General features: G+C 31.0%; 19 protein-coding genes. 11 read left to right on the top strand and 8 right to left on the bottom strand.

The window, feature by feature from the left end; all coding sequences use genetic code 11:
- Positions 1-28: 28 nt before the first annotated feature.
- From BVC87_RS15175 to BVC87_RS15160, 4 genes are all read left to right on the top strand, one after another.
- A complete protein-coding gene (locus BVC87_RS15175; protein WP_234974682.1) occupies positions 29-586 on the top strand; it encodes a TetR/AcrR family transcriptional regulator in 558 nt (185 codons plus the stop codon).
- Between the two features lie 59 nt (positions 587-645).
- A complete protein-coding gene (locus BVC87_RS15170) occupies positions 646-1,392 on the top strand; it encodes an SDR family NAD(P)-dependent oxidoreductase (protein WP_075343242.1) in 747 nt (248 codons plus the stop codon).
- A gap of 12 nt (positions 1,393-1,404) precedes the next feature.
- Entirely contained in the window at positions 1,405-1,713 is a 309-nt protein-coding gene (locus BVC87_RS15165) for a carboxymuconolactone decarboxylase family protein (RefSeq protein ID WP_075343241.1), read from the top strand.
- An 89-nt stretch (positions 1,714-1,802) separates the two neighbouring features.
- Positions 1,803-2,864 (top strand): flavin monoamine oxidase family protein, encoded by a 1,062-nt coding sequence (locus BVC87_RS15160; protein ID WP_075343240.1) that lies wholly within the window; start codon positions 1,803-1,805, stop codon positions 2,862-2,864.
- Positions 2,865-2,895: 31 nt separating this feature from the next.
- Here BVC87_RS15160 and BVC87_RS15155 read toward each other — a convergent pair whose 3' ends face one another.
- From BVC87_RS15155 to BVC87_RS15145, 3 genes are all read right to left on the bottom strand, one after another.
- The gene (locus BVC87_RS15155; RefSeq protein ID WP_075343239.1) at positions 2,896-4,947 is read right to left on the bottom strand and encodes a carbohydrate-binding protein; all 2,052 of its coding nucleotides are present in this window, start codon (positions 4,945-4,947) and stop codon (positions 2,896-2,898) included.
- Positions 4,948-5,423: 476 nt separating this feature from the next.
- Entirely contained in the window at positions 5,424-5,648 is a 225-nt protein-coding gene (locus tag BVC87_RS15150; RefSeq protein WP_075343238.1) for a hypothetical protein, read from the bottom strand.
- Positions 5,635-7,023 (bottom strand): MATE family efflux transporter, encoded by a 1,389-nt coding sequence (locus BVC87_RS15145; protein ID WP_075343237.1) that lies wholly within the window; start codon positions 7,021-7,023, stop codon positions 5,635-5,637. Before BVC87_RS15145 ends, BVC87_RS15150 begins: the two co-directional genes overlap by 14 nt.
- A 90-nt stretch (positions 7,024-7,113) precedes the next feature.
- Between BVC87_RS15145 and tpx the strand changes: the two genes are divergently transcribed.
- The 6 genes from tpx to ribB all read left to right on the top strand — a co-directional run bounded on the left by tpx (position 7,114) and on the right by ribB (position 14,217).
- On the top strand, positions 7,114-7,611 hold the full coding sequence (gene tpx, locus BVC87_RS15140; RefSeq protein WP_075343236.1) for a thiol peroxidase: 498 nt from the start codon (positions 7,114-7,116) through the stop codon (positions 7,609-7,611).
- Positions 7,611-7,994, top strand: a complete 384-nt coding sequence (locus BVC87_RS15135; protein WP_075343235.1) for a diacylglycerol kinase family protein — start codon at positions 7,611-7,613, stop codon at positions 7,992-7,994. Before tpx ends, BVC87_RS15135 begins: the two co-directional genes overlap by 1 nt.
- A 37-nt stretch (positions 7,995-8,031) precedes the next feature.
- Positions 8,032-10,506, top strand: a complete 2,475-nt coding sequence (locus BVC87_RS15130; RefSeq protein ID WP_075343234.1) for an FtsK/SpoIIIE family DNA translocase — start codon at positions 8,032-8,034, stop codon at positions 10,504-10,506.
- A 30-nt stretch (positions 10,507-10,536) separates the two neighbouring features.
- Positions 10,537-11,190 (top strand): LolA family protein, encoded by a 654-nt coding sequence (locus BVC87_RS15125; RefSeq protein WP_075343233.1) that lies wholly within the window; start codon positions 10,537-10,539, stop codon positions 11,188-11,190.
- Positions 11,191-11,596: 406 nt separating this feature from the next.
- The gene (locus BVC87_RS15120) at positions 11,597-13,069 is read left to right on the top strand and encodes an LptF/LptG family permease (RefSeq protein WP_234974681.1); all 1,473 of its coding nucleotides are present in this window, start codon (positions 11,597-11,599) and stop codon (positions 13,067-13,069) included.
- 5 nt (positions 13,070-13,074) lie between these two features.
- The gene (ribB, locus tag BVC87_RS15115; RefSeq protein ID WP_075343232.1) at positions 13,075-14,217 is read left to right on the top strand and encodes a 3,4-dihydroxy-2-butanone-4-phosphate synthase; all 1,143 of its coding nucleotides are present in this window, start codon (positions 13,075-13,077) and stop codon (positions 14,215-14,217) included.
- A 66-nt stretch (positions 14,218-14,283) separates the two neighbouring features.
- On the opposite strand, the gene BVC87_RS15110 is transcribed toward ribB, so the two are convergent.
- Complete coding sequence (locus BVC87_RS15110) at positions 14,284-15,099, bottom strand: hypothetical protein (RefSeq protein WP_075343231.1); 816 nt, start codon at positions 15,097-15,099, stop codon at positions 14,284-14,286.
- Positions 15,100-15,325: 226 nt separating this feature from the next.
- Here BVC87_RS15110 and BVC87_RS15105 point away from each other — a divergent pair, with 226 nt between their 5' ends.
- Entirely contained in the window at positions 15,326-17,779 is a 2,454-nt protein-coding gene (locus tag BVC87_RS15105; RefSeq protein WP_075343230.1) for a chondroitinase-B domain-containing protein, read from the top strand.
- Positions 17,780-17,878: 99 nt separating this feature from the next.
- Here BVC87_RS15105 and BVC87_RS15100 read toward each other — a convergent pair whose 3' ends face one another.
- The 4 genes from BVC87_RS15100 to BVC87_RS15085 form a co-directional block, all read right to left on the bottom strand.
- Complete coding sequence (locus BVC87_RS15100) at positions 17,879-18,823, bottom strand: NAD(P)H-dependent flavin oxidoreductase (protein WP_075343229.1); 945 nt, start codon at positions 18,821-18,823, stop codon at positions 17,879-17,881.
- A gap of 11 nt (positions 18,824-18,834) precedes the next feature.
- Positions 18,835-19,605, bottom strand: coding sequence for a hypothetical protein (locus BVC87_RS15095; protein WP_075343228.1), 771 nt, complete (start codon positions 19,603-19,605; stop codon positions 18,835-18,837).
- A 15-nt stretch (positions 19,606-19,620) separates the two neighbouring features.
- Entirely contained in the window at positions 19,621-20,808 is a 1,188-nt protein-coding gene (mnmA, locus tag BVC87_RS15090) for a tRNA 2-thiouridine(34) synthase MnmA (protein WP_075343227.1), read from the bottom strand.
- 82 nt (positions 20,809-20,890) lie between these two features.
- A complete protein-coding gene (locus tag BVC87_RS15085) occupies positions 20,891-21,607 on the bottom strand; it encodes a toxin-antitoxin system YwqK family antitoxin (protein ID WP_075343226.1) in 717 nt (238 codons plus the stop codon).
- Positions 21,608-21,639: the final 32 nt, after the last annotated feature.

The following is a 21,639-nucleotide window of genomic DNA, read 5'->3' as shown; positions in this document are numbered from 1 at the left end:
TCTGTCTATTTTTTTATATATTTGCATTGTGAAACGAAATGTAAGACAACATATTATAGCAACAGCTTCTACCCTTTTCTATAGAAATGGATATAACTCTACTGGAATAAATGAGATTATTTCAGAGTCAGGAATTGCTAAAGCTACGTTATACAATCATTTTAAATCAAAAGAAGATATATGTTTGGCTTATTTACAACACAAACACAATAAATTTTCACATGACATTAAAGCTTTCTGTACTTCTAAAGAAGAAGGCGAAAAGCAAGTATTAGCTGTATTTGATTTTTTAAGTTTATTCTTTAAGGAAAAAGACTTTAATGGTTGCTGGTGTATAAAAACTGTTTCTGAAATTCCTAAGGATAATGAAAGAATCCGTAATGAAATTCAAAATCAAAAACATCAATTAATTACTTTTATAGCAGAATTAATTCGAGAAAACTTAGGTATTTTATCTGAAGCTGAATCTGAAAATTTAGCTAAACAGATTTATCTATTGTATGAAAGTGCTGTAGCTGAAAGTCATTTACACCAAGAAGATTGGCCAATAGCACAAGCTAAAAGTATATGTGAAAAAATAATTTAAAAAATTTTACGACAACAAAGACAGACTTGTCTGTTCATTAATAATTAAATTTAAATAACATGGGAAATTTTAACAACAAAGTAGCCGTAATAGTAGGTGGAACAAGTGGAATTGGATACGCAACAACACAACAACTTTTAAATGAAGGTGCAACTGTACACATTGTAGGTAGAAGCATTGATAAAGTTCAAGATCAAAATAATTTAGTAAAACATCGTGTAGATATTACCGATAAATCATCAGTTGCTGCATTTGTAAATACTATAGAAGGTTTAGAGAATGTAGATTATTTAGTAAATGCTTCTGGTATTTTTGGTCCAAAGCCTTTCTTAGATCATACTGTAGAAGATTATGATTCGTATTTAGATTTAAATAGAGGTTTCTTTTTTATCACACAAGCTGCAGCTAAAAAAATGAAAGATACTAGTGGTGGATCAATTGTTAATGTTGGTTCTATGTGGGCTAAACAAGCTGTTAAAGCTACTCCATCTTCAGCTTATTCAATGCAAAAAGCAGGTTTACATTCTTTAACTCAGCATTTAGCTATGGAATTAGCCGATTATAATATTAGAGTAAATGCTGTATCTCCAGCCGTAGTTCAGACACCTGTTTATCATGGCGTATTTGGTAGTAAAGATGCTGCTGATGAAGCATTAGAAGGATTTAATGCATTTCATCCTATCGGAAGAAATGGTTTAGCAGATGATGTTGCCAATAGTATCACTTTCTTATTATCTGATAAATCTTCATGGGTTACAGGTGCAGTTTGGGATGTAGACGGTGGAGTAATTGCTGGTAGAAATTAATTTCAATATCATATGCATTTAACTATAAAAGAACTTTTTTCTAAACTAGGAAGTTTAGGGAAAAAAGCTCCAAAATCTATGGATGCTTTTCAACAATTTGATAAAGTTGCCATGGAAGATGGCGCTATACCTGCAAAGTATAAAGAACTTATTGCATTAGGTGTTGCATTAACTACACAGTGTGTTTACTGTCTTGAAATTCATAAAGAAAAAGCAAAAAAAGCTGGTGCAACTCAAGAAGAAATCGCTGAAGTTACTTTTGTAGCTGCTGCATTAAGAGCAGGTGCAGCCGTAACCCATGGCACACATATTATAGATTAGTAATTTGTAAACGTCATTTCGAAAAACTTTAATTTGGGGGAAGTTTTATAATTTAAAAGTTTCGGAATGGCGTTTTCTATTTTTCAAATATGGACAAAAAAATAATCATTATTGGTGCTGGATTATCTGGCTTAGTTACAGGGTATTTATTGAAAAAACAAGGAGCTTCAGTACAAATACTAGAGGCTAATTCTAGAATTGGTGGACGTATTTTCACAAAAGTTAACCACAAAACTCCTGTGGAACTCGGCGCTACTTGGTTATGGAAATACAATACGGGTTTAATCAAATTATGTAATGAATTAGACATCGAATTGTTTGAACAAAAAATGGACGGTGATGCATTGTTTGAAGCAATGAGTGCACATCCTCCACAACGATTTAATCTACCTCCAAATCAAGAAATTAGCTATAGAATAGCCAATGGTACTTCTGCACTTATTGAAAAACTAGCTGATAACATTGGCCATGATTTCATTCTTTTAAATGAAAAAGTACATGAAATACAAGACCAACAAACAAAATTATTTGTAAAAACAGAGACCAATGAGTTTATTGCTGATGGTGTGATTTCAACTATCCCTCCTAGATTGTTAGTAAATTCTGTAAAATTTATTCCTGAATTATCTAAAGATCTAGTCAATACAGCCAATGAAACTCACACCTGGATGAAAGATTCAATAAAATTTGCTGTAATATATTCCTCTCCTTTTTGGAGAAAAGAGGGACTTTCTGGTGTTGGATTTAGTAACGTCGGACCTTTTACAGAATTATACGATCATTGTACTATACAAGAAGATAAATTTGCCCTAATGGGATTTTTGAATGGAGCTTTAGCTGAATTAAATCATCAACAAAGAGAAGAAAAAGTAGTTACTCAATTGCAAAAATTCTTTGGAGAAAAAGCTTTAGCATATATTTCTTATGAAGAGAAGGTATGGCGAAAAGAATCATTAACCACCATAGCTGATCATAAATTTATTTTCCCTCATCAAAATAATGGTCATGAGATATATCAAAATCTTTTTATGGATAATAAACTATATATATCTGGCACAGAAACCTCAAAAGTTTATGGCGGATATATGGAAGGCGCTATACGGAGAGCCCAAGAAACTTGTAATCAAATAAAAAAAGATTGGCTTAGTTAAATTATCTAAACCAATCTTTTAACTCCACATCTTACTTCACAATTAATTTATGTGTCTTTTTACCATCGAGATGAATAAAGTAAATACCTGCAGCTAGATTAGCAGTATCTATTAATACTTCATCTTTATAAATAGTAGCTTTATTTATAATTTCTTTCCCTGAAAAATCAAAAAGAACGATGTCATTATACACTCCTTTTATAGTTACTTTCTCTCCGATACTAACCGGATTTGGATATATAGAAAATATGTTTTCATTCTCAAGTGTTGCTACTATTTTTGTTGCTGTAGATGATGAAATAGCTCCTCTATTTGATCCACAGTTTTCAATAAGATTCCACTGTCCGTCAGCTCGTTTTTCATACAATATACCGCCATTGATCACTCGATCGCCAGTTGAATAACTGTTAGAATTTCCATTAAACTGAGGAGCGTTAGCACACGTTAATACTCCACCGCCAGAGTTTCCACCACCTACAAATTGCATCCAATTGATATTCCATCCTCCTCCAGTAGCTTGTACTCTTAGTGTTTGTGAACCAGCAGGAAGATTTACCGTAGCAGATACTGTTTTCCAGTTTTGCCATCCACCGGTAGCACTACTATTAACAGAAGTTAACACTGAATTTCCAGATCTTACATTAAATAGAATATTGTTAGTTCTTGCTGCTACTCTAAAATTAACCGTATATGTACCAGCAGTTGCAACATTTACATTATAATCCATCCAATCTCCATTATCAATATACCCTACATTTTGTCCTCCTCCTGCATCACTTGTATTTTCTGTTCTAACTCCATTCATATTGTTATAATTTTCAGCTTGAATAGTTCCTGGAATTGAAGCCGTATTATTATTTCCACCTCCATTATTTCCACCATCATTATCTCCTCCTCCAGAATTATTTTTAGGTTTATACACACGAATCCAATCTACCAACATTAAATTATTGTCAAAATTCTGAATTTCTGTATTGTTAGGTGAACGATTAGCGGCAGTTTGCCAAGTTTGATCTTCTACATTAATAATAATATCTAACTCTTTAGTAAATCTACGGCCATTGCTTAAATAGTTGAAAGGATCAAGAACACTAATATTTGATTGATTTTTAGCTGTATTTAAATTATTTTGATTAAAATTACTCGATGTTGAACTTACAGTCATTTTTTGAAAACCACTCTGAAAACCTGACGTTTCTCGAACCAACTGTCCATTTACTCCTGTACTAGTAACGCCTCCAGGATATGTATACTCCCAAGTACCATTAGGTAATCTAGAAGCAATAGCATCATTATCTAAAACTCTTACCAATTGTCCATCAATATAATACTCTAAAACTGTTGGAGATTTCCAATAAATTCCAATTCTTACATTACGTCCGCCCCATTTATTTACTCCATCTTGTCTGTACCAACTATTCCAATCACTAGGTTGGTAATCTCTAAATGGAGATCTTGTAAATACATGATGACTTAAATGAATTCGTTCTGCAAAGAAATTATTTCGTCCATCATTTCCACCTCCTCCATAGGCTTCAATGATATCTATTTCTTGAGTATCATCAGGACTTAATAACCAGATATCTGTTGCTAAAGAAGAATTCATCACCCTTAACTCTGCTTCTACAAAAACAGGATATTTCACTCTTGTTTTAGAAGTTATACAACCTGATATAGTTTCTGGTCGTGTAACATTTGCTCCATTAAACTCAAAGGTTTTCGTATAAGGGTTAGTTTTTGCAGCATCAAAAAATCGTCTACTAGCCCAAATATTTAGATTTCCACCAGACACAGCAACATGGTTTCTTTGCCATTTGGTTGCACCTGGTCCATCCCAAGCATTATGATAAAAATTATTCCATTTTGCTGATTTGCCTGGTGGGCCAAAATCAGCATTATTATTGGTAGGATTAAATGAATAATTAAAATCATCAGAAGAACTTTCTATTAAATTCCAATTATTAATATTCCCTAATCTAGAAGGTAAAGGGGTATTATCAAAATCTAATTGTGCATTACTTGTTATAGTAATTAAAATGATTTGTAATAAAAATAAGCAGTTAATTTTGGTTGATTTAAACATTATATATAGGGTTTTAATAAAATAAGAAAAAAGTAATTTTATAGCTAAAAAATTAAGTTTTACACAAATTTAAACCTAAAATTTTACGAATAAACCAACAAAAGAAGAGTGTTTAGTTTTTATAAAGTCAAACAAATCAAGTAAATATCTGATAAAGACTTAACATTTTTTACAAATAAATATGCAATGTTTTTTTAAAAATGATACGATAAAAAATGAATATCATTAAATCAAAAATTTCTCTGAATTAACCTTAAATTCTAGAGAAACTTCAATTAAAATCTTGGTAATAAAACCAAGTGATATGCTAATAGTCAATATTTTGTCTAGTATTCATTTACTGATAGAAATTCCTGATTTCAACTGTACATAAATCTAAAACGTACCAAATAAATAATATCTCTATTTATTTGGTAAATTTTAAATCAATTTATTCATAAATATTAACTTTCTGATACTAAGTTTTATGGAATTCTTTATTCGTATTGTTCCATTTCTTTGTCGTAAAAAGTGCTTGCTTGTTCTATTAAACTTTCCAATTCATTGGCTAATTCTTGCTCATTTTCATCAGCAATGTCTTCAAACCATTCTATTGAATCATCTTTTAAGTTAATTAAGAATCTTGGATATTCTGTATGTAATACAAATATATCTTCTTCAAAATCACTGTTATCTGCTAATAAAAATTTAGGTAAGTTCATGATGTTTTGTTTGTATCAATTTTTGAGTTAGATAATTAAACCGTAAAAATAATAATATTGAAGCAGAAGTTAATCCTGCTAAAAGTCCTAGCCAAATTCCAAAGCTTCCATAAGCGTCTTCTTTTCCTAAGAAATAACTTACAGGAAAACCTATTAACCAATATGATATAAAAGTTATTACTGTCGGAATTGCAACATCTTGTAACCCACGTAATGCGCCTAAAACCATTACTTGTATACTGTCACTAATTTGAAAAAATGCTGCTGCTATTAATAAAGTAGAGGCTATTTTAATCACTTCAATATTATCTTCATAATTTTTTGCATCATTCAAATCCACATAAATATTAGGTAAGCTCTTATGAAAAATAAAGAAAAGCAAAGCGAAACAAATGGCCAATAAAACTCCCAATAGGAAAATAGAGAATGCTATTCTTCGTAATTCAATATAATTTTGCAATCCTTTTTGATTCCCAACTCTTACCATAGCAGCTACACTTAACCCCATAGCTACCATGAATGTCATTGAAGACAGATTTAAAGCTATTTGATTGGCTGCTTGTGGATTTTTTCCTAATAATCCACTTAACCAAATCGCAGCTGTAAAAATAGCCACCTCAAAAAACATTTGCATAGCACTAGGAGCACCTAAATTTATAATTTTCTTGAGCATTAGACTATCTAATACAAACAGTTTTATATTGGTAACTAACTGTTTTGTACGTTCTTTTTGAGTTAATAACCACCATAAGTATAATACCATGATGATACGAGATAATAAGGTACCATATGCTGCCCCAATGATTCCCATTTCAGGAACACCAAACTTTCCAAAAATTAAAATATAGTTTAATATTACATTAGCAACATTGGCAATTATAGTAGCATACATCGGATAACGAGTCATAGACATTCCATCACTAAACTGTTTAAAAGCCTGGAAAACAATTAAAGGAATTAGCGAAAAAGCTACTAGATTTAGATACGGCATAGCTAGTTCTACAACCACATCAGGCTGCTTCATATAATACAATAATGGTTTTGAGAAGAAAATCATTAGAAACATTAATATTCCTAAGGTGGTGCATAAAAACAGACCATGTTTAAATGTAGACTTTGCTTTATCAAAATTTTCAGATGAATCTGCTTCTGCAATTAATGGAGTTATGGCTGTAGAAAAACCTATACCTAAAGACATAGCTATAAACATAAAACTATTACCTAAGGAAACTGCTGCTAATTCTGCAGTACCCAGTTGTCCTACCATAATATTATCTATAAAGCTCACAAATGTGTGCCCTAACATACCCAACATTACTGGAGCTGCTAACTTCCAATTGTATGTAAATTCAGATGTATAGTTTGCTAATTTCACCAGTTAAATCTTACAATCTAATTAGTGAACGAAGATACTTCAAATTGATAGATTTTGACTATTTTTGATTACAATAAAAAATTAAAACCAATGGCCACAGTAACTCTAAAAGGAAACGAAATTCAAACAAACGGTACTTTACCTGCAATCAATTCAAAAGCTCCTGATTTTAAATTAGTAGCAACAGATTTATCTGTTAAATCTCTTGAAGACTATAAAGGGAAAAAACTTATTTTAAATATTTTTCCTAGTGTAGATACAGGTACATGTGCTACCTCGGTAAGAAATTTCAATACAAAAGCAGCACAATTAGACAATACCAAAGTATTATGTATATCTAGAGATTTGCCTTTTGCTCAAGGACGTTTTTGCGGTGCTGAAGGTATTGAAAATGTTGAAATGTTATCAGATTTCGCTACTGGTGACTTCGGTAAAGATTATGGTTTAGAGTTTACCAATGGTCCATTAAATGCATTACACTCTCGTTGTATTGTTGTAATTAATGAAAACGGTGAAGTAGCTTACACTGAGCAAGTACCTGAAATAGTTGATGAACCTAATTATACTGAAGCTTTAAAAGCTTTATAATGAATGATACAAAAAATGGTTTTGTAAAAAGAAGGTTAAAAGGTATTAACTATGCCTTAAAAGGAATCTTTATTCTTGCAACCACTGAAGATAGTATAAAAGCTCAATTATTTATTGGGCTTTTTGCTGTTATTTTAGGAATAATTTTTAATATTTCTGCCACTGAATGGATGATACAGCTAACTGTATCAGGTTTGGTATTAGTAGCAGAGGCATTAAATACTGCAGTTGAAAAAGTAGCTGATTTCATTCATCCTGAGTTCCATAATAAAATCGGAACAATTAAAGATGTTGCAGCTGGAGCAGCTGGAATGGCTGCAATAATTTCAATAATTATAGGTTGTATAATATACATTCCGAAAATAACTAGCTTATTATTGTAATATTTCTATATTTACAGGTCCAAATTTTTACTAGTAAATGGCAAAAAAAACAGCTTCAAAAAAAACAAAAAAAGTAGAAAAAACTCCTACTTTCAATCAAGTATCCGAGTTTTTTAAAAATAGACAAACACAAACTATAATTGGTGTTTTTTTAGTACTATTCGCACTCTTTTTGTTTGTAGCTTTTATCTCTTTTTTCTTTTCTTGGGAAGAAGACCATAGTATTATAGGTGAATTTCAGAACAAACAATTGAAAGCGAAAAATTTATTAGGAAAAATAGGTTCTAGCTTAAGTCATGTTTTGGTCTACAACGGTTTTGGTTTAGCTTCCTTCATTTTACCTTTTTTAATACTGTTAACTGGAATTAGTTTTTTATTACAGACTCGTATACAAAGTATGGTATCGAGATGGAATTGGGGACTATTTAATATGCTTTGGGTATCTATTGCTTTAGGATTTGTTGATCAAAAATTTGCATTATTATCAGGTACTATCGGCTATGAATTGAATGATTTTTTAAGCGCTTTTATTGGTAGAACTGGTTTAGCTATAGTACTAATATTCTTTTTATTAAGTTATATCGTAGTTCGATTTAAAATAACACCTGAAAGTATTGGGGAATTACTAAAAAGAAGACAAGAAAATAGACAAGAAAGGGCTGCTAAAGCTGAAGCTGAAAAATCTGAGTCAACACCTGAAACTCCAAACAATCAAATTCAAAATAATGAGAACGAGATTGGATCTGAAGCCAAATCTGATTTTGAACTTTCCGTTAAAAATTTAGAGCCTACCATTAGTAACCACTCAAGTATATCAAAAGAGGATAATAATATTAATTTAGAAGTTACCTCTACACCTATTACTGTTAATGATAGTTATGCTGCAACTCAGAATAAAGGAACAGATATATCTGATTCTAAAACTGAAGTAGAAATTGCCATAGAAAAAGTTGCTGAAGAAAAAAGTGTTACTCAAAACCTTTCTGATCAATTGGTACAAGATTTCGGTGAATTTGATCCTACACTAGAATTAGGTCAATATAAGTTCCCTACTTTCAATCTATTAAAAGAATACAACGAAAGTATTTCTATAGATCCAAATGAATTAGAAGCCAACAAAAATCAAATTGTAGAGACATTAAAAAATTATAAGATTGGTATCGCACAAATTAAAGCTACCGTTGGACCTACAATTACATTATATGAAATAGTTCCTGAAGCAGGAGTTCGAATTTCGAAAATTAAGAATTTAGAAGATGATATTGCCTTATCATTATCAGCTCTAGGTATTCGTATTATCGCGCCAATACCTGGTAAAGGGACCATAGGTATTGAAGTCCCGAATAAAAAAGCTACAATCGTTTCTATGCATTCGGTAATCACTTCTAAGAAGTTTCAAGAAAGCCCAATGGAATTACCTTTAGCTTTAGGTAAAACTATTTCTAATGAAACTTTGGTTGTAGATTTAGCTAAAATGCCTCACTTACTTATGGCTGGGGCAACAGGTCAGGGTAAATCGGTTGGTTTAAATGCAATTCTAACTTCTTTACTATACAGAAAGCACCCTGCAGAAGTTAAATTTGTACTGGTCGATCCTAAAAAAGTAGAACTTACTTTATTCAATAAAATAGAACGTCATTACTTAGCTAAACTTCCTGATAGTGAAGAAGCGATTATTACTGATACATCAAAGGTGGTCAATACACTGAATTCATTATGTATTGAAATGGATAATCGTTATGATTTATTGAAAAATGCAATGGTTCGAAATATTAAAGAATACAATGCAAAATTTAAGGCTAGAAAATTAAACCCTGAAAATGGACATCAATTTTTACCGTATATTGTATTGGTAATTGACGAGTTTGCAGATTTAATTATGACGGCAGGAAAAGAAGTAGAAACTCCTATTGCGCGTTTAGCTCAGTTAGCCAGAGCTATTGGAATTCATTTAATTGTGGCAACACAGCGTCCATCTGTAAATGTAATTACAGGTATTATAAAAGCAAATTTCCCTTCTAGAATAGCATTTAGAGTAACTTCTAAAATAGATAGTAGAACCATATTAGATGCTCCTGGAGCAGATCAATTAATAGGACGTGGAGACATGCTATATTCTGGAGGAAACGATATTACTCGTATCCAGTGTGCCTTTGTTGACACACCTGAAGTTGAAAAAATTACTGATTTTATTGGATCGCAACGTGCTTATCCTGAAGCACATCTACTTCCAGAATATGTAGGTGAAGAAGGTGGCACAACTATTGATAATAATATTGCAGATAGAGATAAATTGTTCAAAGAAGCAGCTGAAGTTATTGTTACTGCGCAACAAGGTTCGGCATCTTTATTGCAACGTAAATTAAAATTAGGGTACAACAGAGCTGGTAGATTAATTGATCAATTAGAAGCTGCGGGAATTGTTGGACCTTTTGAAGGTAGTAAAGCTAGGCAGGTTTTAGTACCTGATCTTATTGCTTTAGAACAATTATTAGAGAATGAACAAAATTAATAACAAACAAAAGACAATATAAACATCAACATGAAAAAAATAGGATTATTTATACTAGTAATATGTTTTTCGTTTAATGGAATAGCACAAAGTTCTTCTGAAAGTGCTAAAACTTTATTAGATGAAGTTTCTACAAAAATGGGAGCTTACAAAAATATGAGTATTGGTTTCACCTCTACCCTAGTTAATAAAGAAGCAGGCATAACTAATGACCCTCCTATTCGAGGAACCATTACCTTATCAGGTGAAAAATATAATCTAAATTACCTAGGTAACAACTTTGTTTTTAATGGTAGAAAATTAGTAGTTATTAATACTGAAGAAAAAGAAGTAAGTATTACTGAAGGTGATTTAGAAGAAGAAGATGGTTTTATTTACCCTTCTAAGCTTTTAACTTTCTACAAAGAAGGGTATACTTACGAAATGGGAACACTTAAAAATAACAAAGGTAGAAAAGTACAGTTTGTAAATTTAACTCCTATTGATAGTAATTCAGATATTGTAAAAGTACAATTAGGTATAGACGCAAAAACAAAGCACATTTATAAATTAGTCCAAATTGGTTCTAACGGTGCCGAAACTACATTTACAATAACTAAATTTAAGAGTAATCAGAGTATTTCTGAAAACTTATTCTCTTTTGACAAAGCTAAATATGAAAAATTAGGTTACTTAATAGATTAAGTAAGTATATAAATTTAATAAAAAGAGTCTCAAAATATTGAGACTCTTTTTTAATTGCAGTAGTAACTAATTGGGAATTATTATTTGATACACTAAAAAATAGTTTCTCCTACAACAAAAAAGTATACTCTTCTATTCAATTTAGACCTAAACATTTAAATGATAGATCAAAGCTTCAGTAACTCTTCATTCATAGTTGATAACATTTTGCAATGCTCAAATATATTTTTTTACTCTATTCTTTTACCCCCTGAAAACAGGGGTATTTTAAAAAATTTTTTCTTTAAACAACATTAAAAATGTTAATGAAATATATTTAAAATTAACAGTATTTATAGCTTTTTAAGATCTTAGATATAGCACAGCTTCATTAATTTTTCAATTAACAAAACTTTTTCTGTTTATTATGCTTAAGCTTACTACCTTTGCATTAGTGAAACGTTTAGATAAATACATACTTAAGAGCTTTCTTATTCCCTTTTTAGCTACATTTTTTATTATACTATTTGTATTAGTAATGCAGGCGCTTTGGTTAGCTTTTGACGATTTAGCTGGAAAAGGAATTAGTGTAGGTATTATTCTAAAGTTTCTATGGTATACTACATTAATTGTATCACCTCAAGCTTTACCTATTGGAATACTTCTATCGTCTATAATGACTTTAGGAAGTTTATCTGAAAAATACGAATTTGCTGCTGCAAAATCCGCAGGTGTTTCTTTACAAAGAATGGTTAGACCCCTAGTGGTATTTGCCATCTTGATGAGTTGTATAAATTTCCTTTTTTTAGATTATGTGTATCCCTATGCTATAATGAAGCAAATCAACTTAAAGATAAATATTAGAAAAAAGCAACCTGCTCTAGCTCTTATTCCAGGGAGTTTTAATACTGAAATTCCAAACTATCAGATTAAATTTGATGAAAAATATGGACCTGAAAATACATTACTTAAAAATGTATTGATTTATGATTTGTCTGCTAAAAAAGGAAATAACAAAATTATTTCTGCTAAAGATGGTGAGTTAATTTCTGAAGAAGGTAGTAGATACATGACCTTAAAATTAAATAATGGACATTTCTTTGAACATCATGTAAGCAATAATACTTCATATAAGGATCGTTTTAGAATGAAGGCTTCCTATGCTGATTTTAAAGAATATACCATTAATATTGATATTTCTTCTTTTAGTGATAATGAACTAGATGACATTAAACATAAGAGTAATTTTAACATGCTAAGTTCTAAACAATTGAAAGATACTTTACCGGTGTTAAAAGTAAATTATGACGATTATGTAAAAACCAGATCTAGGAGTTTATACCTAAATATAAATGCCGATCAATTATATCAATATCCTGATTCTCTTATTCATGAAAATTTAAAAGATACAATTCTTGAGAATTTTAACTTAGACCAAAAAAGAAGTGTTATCAACTCGGCTATTTCAAAAATTGATAGAAGTATTAATAATTTTAGTGCAAATAAAGGTTCTTTTAAACATAGAAGAAAAGTAATGAACCTTTATGATATTGAATTTTACAATCGATTTGCATTTTCTTTATCCTGTTTACTTCTATTCTTTATAGGTGCTCCATTAGGTTCAATAATTAGAAAAGGTGGAATGGGATTACCAATGATATTGGCTATTGCTATTTATGTCTCTTATTTTTTCTCTAATACTTTTGGACGAAATATGGCTGAAGAAAGTACAATATCGGCTGTAGCAGGATCATGGTTAGCCATATCTATAATGCTTCCTTTAGCGATAGTATTAACAACAAGGGCCACTCAAGATAAAGGATTATTTGATATTAAAAGCTTATTTGTTAAAATAACTAATACATTAAAAAAATTACTTCCTAGCAAGAAGATAAACTAAACCACATGACAACTGAGACTAATCAAAAAATACAGTTAAATTCAATTGCAGAAGCAATAGAAGATATTAAACAAGGAAAAGTCATTATTGTAGTAGATGATGAAGACAGAGAAAATGAAGGTGATTTTGTAGCAGCTGCTGAAAAAATTTCCCCAGAAATTGTAAACTTTATGGCTACTCACGGTAGAGGATTAATATGTACCCCTCTTACCGAGAAAAGATGTAAAGAGTTAGAATTAGGCATGATGGTAAATAATAATACTGATCCTATGGAAACTGCCTTTACTGTTTCTGTAGATTTAAGAGGAAATGGAGTTACCACTGGAATTTCCGCATCTGATAGAGCAAAAACTATTCATGCATTAATTAATGAGGAAACCAAACCCTTTGATTTAGCTAGACCAGGTCATATTTTTCCTTTAAAAGCAAAAGAAGGTGGTGTACTGCGTAGAACAGGGCACACTGAAGCTGCTATTGATTTTGCTAGACTAGCCGGATTACAACCAGCAGGAGTAATTGTGGAAATAATGAATGAAGATGGAACTATGGCCCGCCTTCCACAATTAATGGAAGTAGCTAAAAAATTCGATCTTAAAATCGTATCTATAGAAGATCTTGTTGCTTATAGAATGGAACATGATTCTTTAATCGTTAAAAAAGAAGATTTTACGATTCAAACTCGTTTTGGAGACTTTAGATTACGAGCTTACCACCAAACCACTAATAATCAAATTCATATTGCTCTAACTAGAGGAACTTGGACAAAAAATGAACCTATTTTAACTAGGGTAAACTCTACATTAGTTAATAATGATATTTTAGGAACTTTAACCAATGATGCTGATCACAAATTAGATCGTATGTTTAAAGTGATTAATGATGATGGTAGAGGAGCTATTTTATTCATTAATCAACAAAGTCAATCCTTGAATTTATTAAACAGATTAAGAGGGTTAAAAGAAAATCAGGCTAAAGGAGAACTAAAAGCACCAAGAGTTACTTTAGATAATAAAGATTTTGGAATTGGTGCACAAATGTTACACGACTTGAACATTCATAAACTTCGATTAGTATCGAATACTAAACAAGAAAAAAGAGTAGGAATGATTGGTTACGGATTAGAAATTGTTGACTACGTAAACTTCTAGAAATAGAAACCTCATACGATATAAACAAAAAGCTTAGCATTAAATGCTAAGCTTTTTTATCTTTTTTTATCCTCTACACCCTCTCAGCACTCCAAAAACATAATCATCTGCAGCTTCATTAAATTCATCTCCACAATTCGCATCTGAAGCACCTCCAGAAGCTGAAAATACATTACTACATTGATCATGATCTAAACAATCTTTAGTCCAAGCACTTGGTATCCACCATCTGCCACAATCAGAACCACATCTTCCCATACAATCATAATTTTGTCTAGCTTTACTACCTACCCTTATATTGTCAGAATAATTTCTCCCATTTTTATCATCATACTGAGCTCTTACATATGAATTTCTTCTAATACATGTAACACCTTCATTTCTACTTTTCAGCTTTACATCCAAATCAGAAATTACTTTTCTACTATGAAAAACATGTTTTGAAGGAGCTTGAGAAACATATTCCATTAACTTAATTAAAGCATACTCATGAATGTCTATTTCTGCATTTTTCTCTTCTAAAATATATTCTGCAATAGTAGCTGTAGACATTAGCAGATCCACTTTTTCCATATCAGAAAACTGAATATCAGAAGCATCTATATCTATTGTAGATTTTTTATAATCTACTACAGCTTTAATTTCTTGTTCATTAACACTAATACTAACGGTAAAATTTAAGGTTGAATTTTCAACCACTGAATACTCTATTTTAGTTCCATCAACTATCATTTTTCCAGAAAACTCTTCCTTAGATTCTTGTTCTAAACCAATTAAAACAGCTTCTGGTGTTAATTTCTTTTCTGTTGAACAACTTGCTATTAATAATACACTCAATAACAAGGCAAGCCAAGTTTTTTTAGAATAATTTGATTCTTTCATAAAAGGTTATTTTAGGTGTTTAAATATTACTTTAAAAATACCTATAAACAACTGAAAAACAAATAGTAACTTCTAACTAAAAATAAGAAGACGTTACTTATTATTTTTTGCTTTTCTAAATAAAAGAATACCAAGAAATAAAAATTAAAAGTTGTTTTAATTGATTTAATTACTATATTTAAACTGGTTAACCAATTTGGAGAACCAATTAAATCACCAAAATAGAATGAAAAAAATAACTTACTTCCTATTCTTATTCACATCTATATTTATAAATTCACAGATAACGATAAGTTCTGCATCTGAATTTAATGCTTTATCATTGAATCCTGGTGATGTAGTAATATGGAAAAATGGTACATATTCTGATCAAAACATTCAATTTACTAACGGAAATGGTACAGTTTCCAACCCTATAACACTTATTGCTGAAACACCTGGTGGAGTTATTTTTAATGGAGAATCTGGAGTAGAAATTTCAAGTGATTATGTAATCATAGATGGTTTTACATTTAAAGGAATTGGAAAAAGCAATTACTTTCAATTCAGAAAAGGATCTTCTTATGCAAATCATAGTAAAATACGTAACTGTGCTTTTGATGATTTATCATTAGCTCCTGGAGATGAAAACTTTAATAAACACAGATGGATTGTATTGTATGGAACTAATAATACTGTTGAAAATTGCTCTTTTCTAAATAAAAAAACAGCTGGTGCTGGAATTTTAGTAGAATTAGAATTTAATGTTCCTATCACTAATCCTGTAAATCATGCTATTATAAATAACCACTTTTATAATATTACTCCAAAAGATGATTTGACAACAAATAGTGGAGATTCTGAAGCTATTAGAATAGGTGCTAGTGAATCACAAACTACTAATGCTAATGTTTTGGTAGAAAATAATTATTTTGTGGAAGCCGATGGGGAAAATGAGATCATAACCAACAAAAGTGCTAACAATAAATTTATGAGAAATACCTTTAGAAGATGTAGAGGCTCTCTAGTCTTAAGACATGGAGCTAATGCACATGTTGAAGGTAATTTCTTTTTAGGAGAAAACAAAGCTAAATCTGGAGGTATTAGAATCAGTGACAGTAACCATATTGTAATAAACAACTACATTCAAAACATAAACAATAGCGGATCTTTTAATAATGGTATTACCTTAATGGGTGGAAATGCAGCTAGTGGGGGGACAAGTAATGGATACCAATACGCTGATAATTTAATTATAGCTTATAATACTATTTATAATGCTGTTGATCCTATTTACTTCAACAATAGTAAGGGAAATAGAAAACCTACAGGTAGTATTGCCCATAATGTAATTTATAGTGAATTAGGAGATATTATATCAGGTAGCATTTCACAAATTGGTGATGGTATGACTTATGATGGGAATATTTTTGGTGGTTCAGCAATAGGAATTACAGATTCGGGAATTACAATAGCTGATGCTCAATTTTCTGCAAGTAACGAAATTTTTAAACCTAGTTCTACTGGACCTGTCGCTAATTCTGTTACTGGAACCAATCAATTTATAACTGAAGTAACACAAGATATTGAAGGCTTAGCTAGGCTTACGACTTCAAGAGATGCTGGAGCTTTTGAAGTATCTGGAGGCACTGGTACAGCTATTTATAAACCAATTACTGATAATGATGTTAGTAAAACTGTTGGTGTTTGTTTTTTAGATGCCGCAGGACAACTTTTAACCATTTGTGTTAATGATATTGTACCCATATTGGTGGTATCATCAATTGAAAAATTACCCGCTACCTCAAGTTTGAGTACCATTACTATTACATCCAATCAAGATTGGACAGTGACTAATGACAAAGATTGGATAACGACAAACGTAAATTCAGGTAGTAACAATGCTACCATAGAAGTCACAGTAACAGCAAACCCAACTTTTATAGAAAGAATAGGAACAATTACATTCACAGCTGGCTCTATTATTAAAAATGTCATTGTTACTCAAGATGCAGCAATAGATCCTAATGCACCTCAATTATTAACAACTACAGTAAGTGCCTTTACAGAAGAAGAAGTAACTGCTACTAAAAATAATCCGGCTAGTAACATAAATGATGGCGACATCAATTCTACTTGGGCTTCACAGGGAACTGAATCTGTTACTTTAGATCTAGGAGAAATCAAAGAAATCACTTCATTTAGATTGGCAGCTAAAAAAGCTCGTGATAACTTCTTTTCAATAGAAATCTCAACAAACGGTGTTGATTTTACAGAAGTTATTGCTCCAATAGCAATTATCACTGCTTTAACCTTTGAAGAATATACCTTAACACCTCCAACAACGGGAAGATTTGTTAGACTGATAGCTCGTGGACGTTTCGGTGATATGGATGATGATAATTTTAATAGCTTTAATGAATTGGAAATTTATGGTAGAAGTAATTCAACACTTTCAAATGAAGAATTTATATTAGATAAAGATATTTCAATTTATCCAAATCCTGTAGAAAATATATTAAACATCACGACCAAAAATAATCTATTTACTAAAGTTGAGCTTTTTGGATTTGATGGAAAGATTCTATTAACGAGTAATGAGTTTTCAACTGTAGATATGTCTAAATTATCTCGTGGATTATACATACTAAAATTATCAAACAACAACTTCAGCGTACTACATAAAGTACTAAAACATTAAATAGATATACCTTTAAATTTTGTTTTAATCTATGGAATTAACCCTTACTTACTAAAACTTCTACTAAACGTAAGGGTTATTCTTTTTAGTCTTAAATAGCTACAAGGCTACGAAACTATTGTTAATACACTCATTATACCCTTCAACAATCTCTTCCAGAACTTCTTTTGCTGGCTTTATTTCATGTATTAATCCTGCTACCTGACCAATTTCAAGTTCTCCTTCCTCTAAATCACCTTCAAACATTCCTCTTTTTGCCCTTGCTCTTCCTAATAGAATTTTTAAATCTTCTGGAGTTGGGTTAGTCTGATATAATTCTTGTACATCATTAAAGAATTTATTTCTTACCAAACGTACAGGTGCTAATTCTTTTAAAGTAAGATAAGTATCTCCATCTTTAACTTTTACTATAGTTTCTTTAAAACTATCATGCGCCGAAGATTCTAAAGTAGCCGCAAATCTACTTCCAATTTGTACTCCATCTGCTCCTAAAACCATAGCAGCCAGCATACCTCTACCTGTTCCAATTCCACCAGCAGCAATTACAGGAATTTTAACCTGCTCTTTCACCATAGGAATTAAAGTAAATGTTGTAGTTTCTTCTCTTCCATTATGTCCGCCTGCTTCAAAACCTTCACAAACTACCGCATCTACACCAGCAGCTTCGGCTTTCAATGCAAACCTTACAGAACTTACTACATGTACTACTGTAATTCCTTTTTCTTTTAAGAAACTAGTCCATGTCTTTGGATTTCCGGCTGAAGTAAATACTATCTTAACACCCTCTTCCACAATAATATCCATGATTTGTTCAATATCAGGATATAGCATAGGGACATTCACCCCAAAAGGCTTATCAGTTGCTTTTTTGCATTTTTGAATGTGTTCTCGTAATACATCTGGATACATAGAGCCAGCTCCAATAAGCCCTAATCCTCCTGCATTAGAAACTGCAGATGCTAATTTCCAACCTGAAACCCAAATCATTCCGCCTTGAACAATTGGATATTGTATATTAAAAAGTTCTTTGATTTTATTTGTCAAAATTGATTTTTTTAGTGGATTAAATATAGGAATAGAAACAATAGTACAAATGAAAAAAGAGATAAAATCACAAAAGGTGATCTTGCTATTTTAAATGTAAAATTGATAAACTTTTCTAAACCTTCTGATGCTTTGGTAATTATACTAATGTAAGAAGTTAGTACTTTACTTTTACCTTCATCACTATCTTCTACAAAGTCATCTATATTGTCTTCTTCAAATTCTAACCGATCAGATACTAATGTGAGTACTTTTTTAACAGGTCTTTTAGTTAAAAAACCAAGAACAGGTACTTTATTAGAAACTACTTCTGTAAATAACGGAATAGTAACAATATGTATTATTCCTTTAAATAAAAGAGATAATACATCCTTTTTGTTTTGTTTTCCTATCTGATTATTTATGTTGGATACATCTTCTACAGAAAGTTTTAAGATATCGAGTGAATAGTCAGCTATTCCCCAAATATCATTTTTCATTTTAAATAACAATAGTAAAAAGCCAAAAGCAATTCCGGATAACAAAAATAAAACCAGTCCTATTACTCCATATAAGAGATATTCAATATGAACCAAATCCAAAAAATAGAAACCTAAAACATAAAGTACTAAACAAAAAAGAATAGGTCGCATCACCCAAGAAATAATATAGCTAGGTAAAACAAGGAGTTCTGCAAAATTTTCAGCAACCTCTTCATTCTTATACTCACTAACATCAATTCCTAATTCGGTCTTTATCTTTTCATTTAATTGTAGTACCTCTTTTTTAGTTCTTAGTTTCATCGATCTATTTATCTTTTAAGAAATAACCCCAGAACCTAATAATTCTTCATTACTATACCAAGCTACAAACTGTCCTTCTTGAATAGCCGATTGCGGGTTTGCAAACTCTACAAACATCCCATTTTCAACTTGATATAAAGTTACTTTTTCTAACGACTGACGGTAACGGATTCTTGCCTCAACCTCCATAGTTTGATCAACTTCTAAAGCTAAATCTTCACGCACCCAATGTAATTCTTCATTCGATACAAATAACACGTTTCTATATAATCCTTTGTGGCTTTTACCTTCTCCTGTGTAAATTACATTTTCATCTACATCAGTTTCAATAACAAATAACGGTTCTTTTGTTCCTCCTACTGCTAATCCTTTGCGTTGACCTTTTGTAAAATAATGAGCTCCTTGATGTTTTCCTACTACTTTTCCATCTTCTAAAGTATAGACATACTTTTTAGAGCGATAGGTTAATTCTGCTACCTTATTTTCGAAACTAGGAGCTGGTTTATTATAATCGTTAAAAGAATCTGGTACTTGTACAATTACCCCTTCTTTTGGTTGTAACTTTTGCTGTAAAAAATCAGGTAAGCGTACTTTACCAATAAAACATAATCCTTGTGAGTCTTTCTTTTCAGCTGTAATTAAATCTGCTTCTTTTGCAATTGCTCGTACTTCTGGTTTAGTTAACTCTCCTATTGGAAATAAGGCTTTAGACAATTGCTCTTGTGATAATTGACATAAAAAGTACGATTGATCTTTATTGGTATCTTTTCCTGCTAATAATTTGTATACCGTTTCTCCATTAATTACTTCTTCATCCTTTCTACAATAATGACCTGTAGCTACATAATCAGCACCTAAACTTAATGCAATATCCATAAATACATCAAATTTAATTTCTCTATTACATAAAACATCAGGATTAGGAGTACGTCCTTTTTCATATTCATCAAACATATAATCTACAATACGCTCTTTGTATTGTTCACTTAAATCCACAGTTTGAAAAGGAATTCCTAGTTTTTCGGCAACAATCATAGCATCATTACTATCTTCTAACCAAGGACATTCGTCAGAAATAGTTACAGAATCATCGTGCCAGTTTTTCATGAATAAACCGATAACATCATAGCCTTCTTTTTGAAGTAAATAAGCTGTAACACTACTATCTACTCCACCTGAAAGACCAACAACTACTCGTTTCATATTTTGCTTTATTTAGGCGGCAAATTTACGAAATTGTTAGCTATAGTTGTATTGTTATACTTTATAGAAGTATAGTTTGCTATTATTCTTCTTCTTTTTGAAGTTTATCTCCTTTGAGCATATTTTTTCTTGGCTTTCCTTTATCAGAAACTTCACCATCAATATAATATTCCCATTTACCAATTCGCTTATTATCTTTATACTTTCCTTTTTCTTTTATGACTCCTTTTAAATCAAAATATTTTGCTTCTCCATCTAACAATCCATTTACAAAATGTACTTCTTCTATAAGTACTCCATCTTCAGAATAGATTTTAGAAACCCCATGTTTTTTACCATTACTATATTCGCTCTCTTCCGTAAGTTTACCATTCATATAGTAATTCTTCAGCATTCCATGTAATTGACCATTTTCATAATTTTCTTCAGAAAAAACAGTAGTTCCATCAGTAAAGTAATACGTCCACTTCCCTATTCTCTGTTTTCCTTTCATTTGTCCTTCTGTTTTTACTCTACTTTTATTGTAAAATTTTACAGTAGCTATATCCGAATTTTCAGCAAAATCTTTAACAATTGATGGATACGAAGATCCTCTATTATAAAATAAAAATCGTCCTATTTCTTTTCCATTTCTAAACTCTCCTTCATAACGGATATCTCCATTACTATAATACTTTCGCCAAATTCCGTCTCTTTTTCCGTCAGCATCAACCTGATTCACTTTTTGAGCTGATATTACCAAAGAAAATAACATGGTAAATACAAAACTTAAGACAACATTTACTCTTGCTTTAATCATGGATTCTTCTTTTTGTTTTTATATTTAGTACT

Origin of the sequence: Tenacibaculum agarivorans, assembly GCF_001936575.1 — a bacterium.
Classification (GTDB): domain Bacteria; phylum Bacteroidota; class Bacteroidia; order Flavobacteriales; family Flavobacteriaceae; genus Polaribacter; species Polaribacter agarivorans.
The sequence above is the reverse complement of the archived record's forward strand: the minus strand, read 5'-3'. Positions and strand labels throughout refer to the sequence as shown.

Excerpts from the sequence above, each read along its gene's own strand:
- BVC87_RS15170 (WP_075343242.1), top strand. The coding sequence starts at position 646 with ATGGGAAATTTTAACAACAAAGTAGCCGTAATAGTAGGTGGAACAAGT.
- BVC87_RS15085 (WP_075343226.1), bottom strand. The coding sequence starts at position 21,607 with ATGATTAAAGCAAGAGTAAATGTTGTCTTAAGTTTTGTATTTACCATG.
- BVC87_RS15135 (WP_075343235.1), top strand. The coding sequence starts at position 7,611 with ATGAATGATACAAAAAATGGTTTTGTAAAAAGAAGGTTAAAAGGTATT.
- mnmA (WP_075343227.1), bottom strand. The coding sequence starts at position 20,808 with ATGAAACGAGTAGTTGTTGGTCTTTCAGGTGGAGTAGATAGTAGTGTT.
- ribB (WP_075343232.1), top strand. The coding sequence starts at position 13,075 with ATGACAACTGAGACTAATCAAAAAATACAGTTAAATTCAATTGCAGAA.
- BVC87_RS15125 (WP_075343233.1), top strand. The coding sequence starts at position 10,537 with ATGAAAAAAATAGGATTATTTATACTAGTAATATGTTTTTCGTTTAAT.
- tpx (WP_075343236.1), top strand. The coding sequence starts at position 7,114 with ATGGCCACAGTAACTCTAAAAGGAAACGAAATTCAAACAAACGGTACT.
- BVC87_RS15150 (WP_075343238.1), bottom strand. The coding sequence starts at position 5,648 with ATGAACTTACCTAAATTTTTATTAGCAGATAACAGTGATTTTGAAGAA.
- BVC87_RS15155 (WP_075343239.1), bottom strand. The coding sequence starts at position 4,947 with ATGTTTAAATCAACCAAAATTAACTGCTTATTTTTATTACAAATCATT.
- BVC87_RS15110 (WP_075343231.1), bottom strand. The coding sequence starts at position 15,099 with ATGAAAGAATCAAATTATTCTAAAAAAACTTGGCTTGCCTTGTTATTG.
- BVC87_RS15095 (WP_075343228.1), bottom strand. The coding sequence starts at position 19,605 with ATGAAACTAAGAACTAAAAAAGAGGTACTACAATTAAATGAAAAGATA.
- BVC87_RS15105 (WP_075343230.1), top strand. The coding sequence starts at position 15,326 with ATGAAAAAAATAACTTACTTCCTATTCTTATTCACATCTATATTTATA.
- BVC87_RS15165 (WP_075343241.1), top strand. The coding sequence starts at position 1,405 with ATGCATTTAACTATAAAAGAACTTTTTTCTAAACTAGGAAGTTTAGGG.
- BVC87_RS15120 (WP_234974681.1), top strand. The coding sequence starts at position 11,597 with ATGCTTAAGCTTACTACCTTTGCATTAGTGAAACGTTTAGATAAATAC.
- BVC87_RS15160 (WP_075343240.1), top strand. The coding sequence starts at position 1,803 with ATGGACAAAAAAATAATCATTATTGGTGCTGGATTATCTGGCTTAGTT.
- BVC87_RS15130 (WP_075343234.1), top strand. The coding sequence starts at position 8,032 with ATGGCAAAAAAAACAGCTTCAAAAAAAACAAAAAAAGTAGAAAAAACT.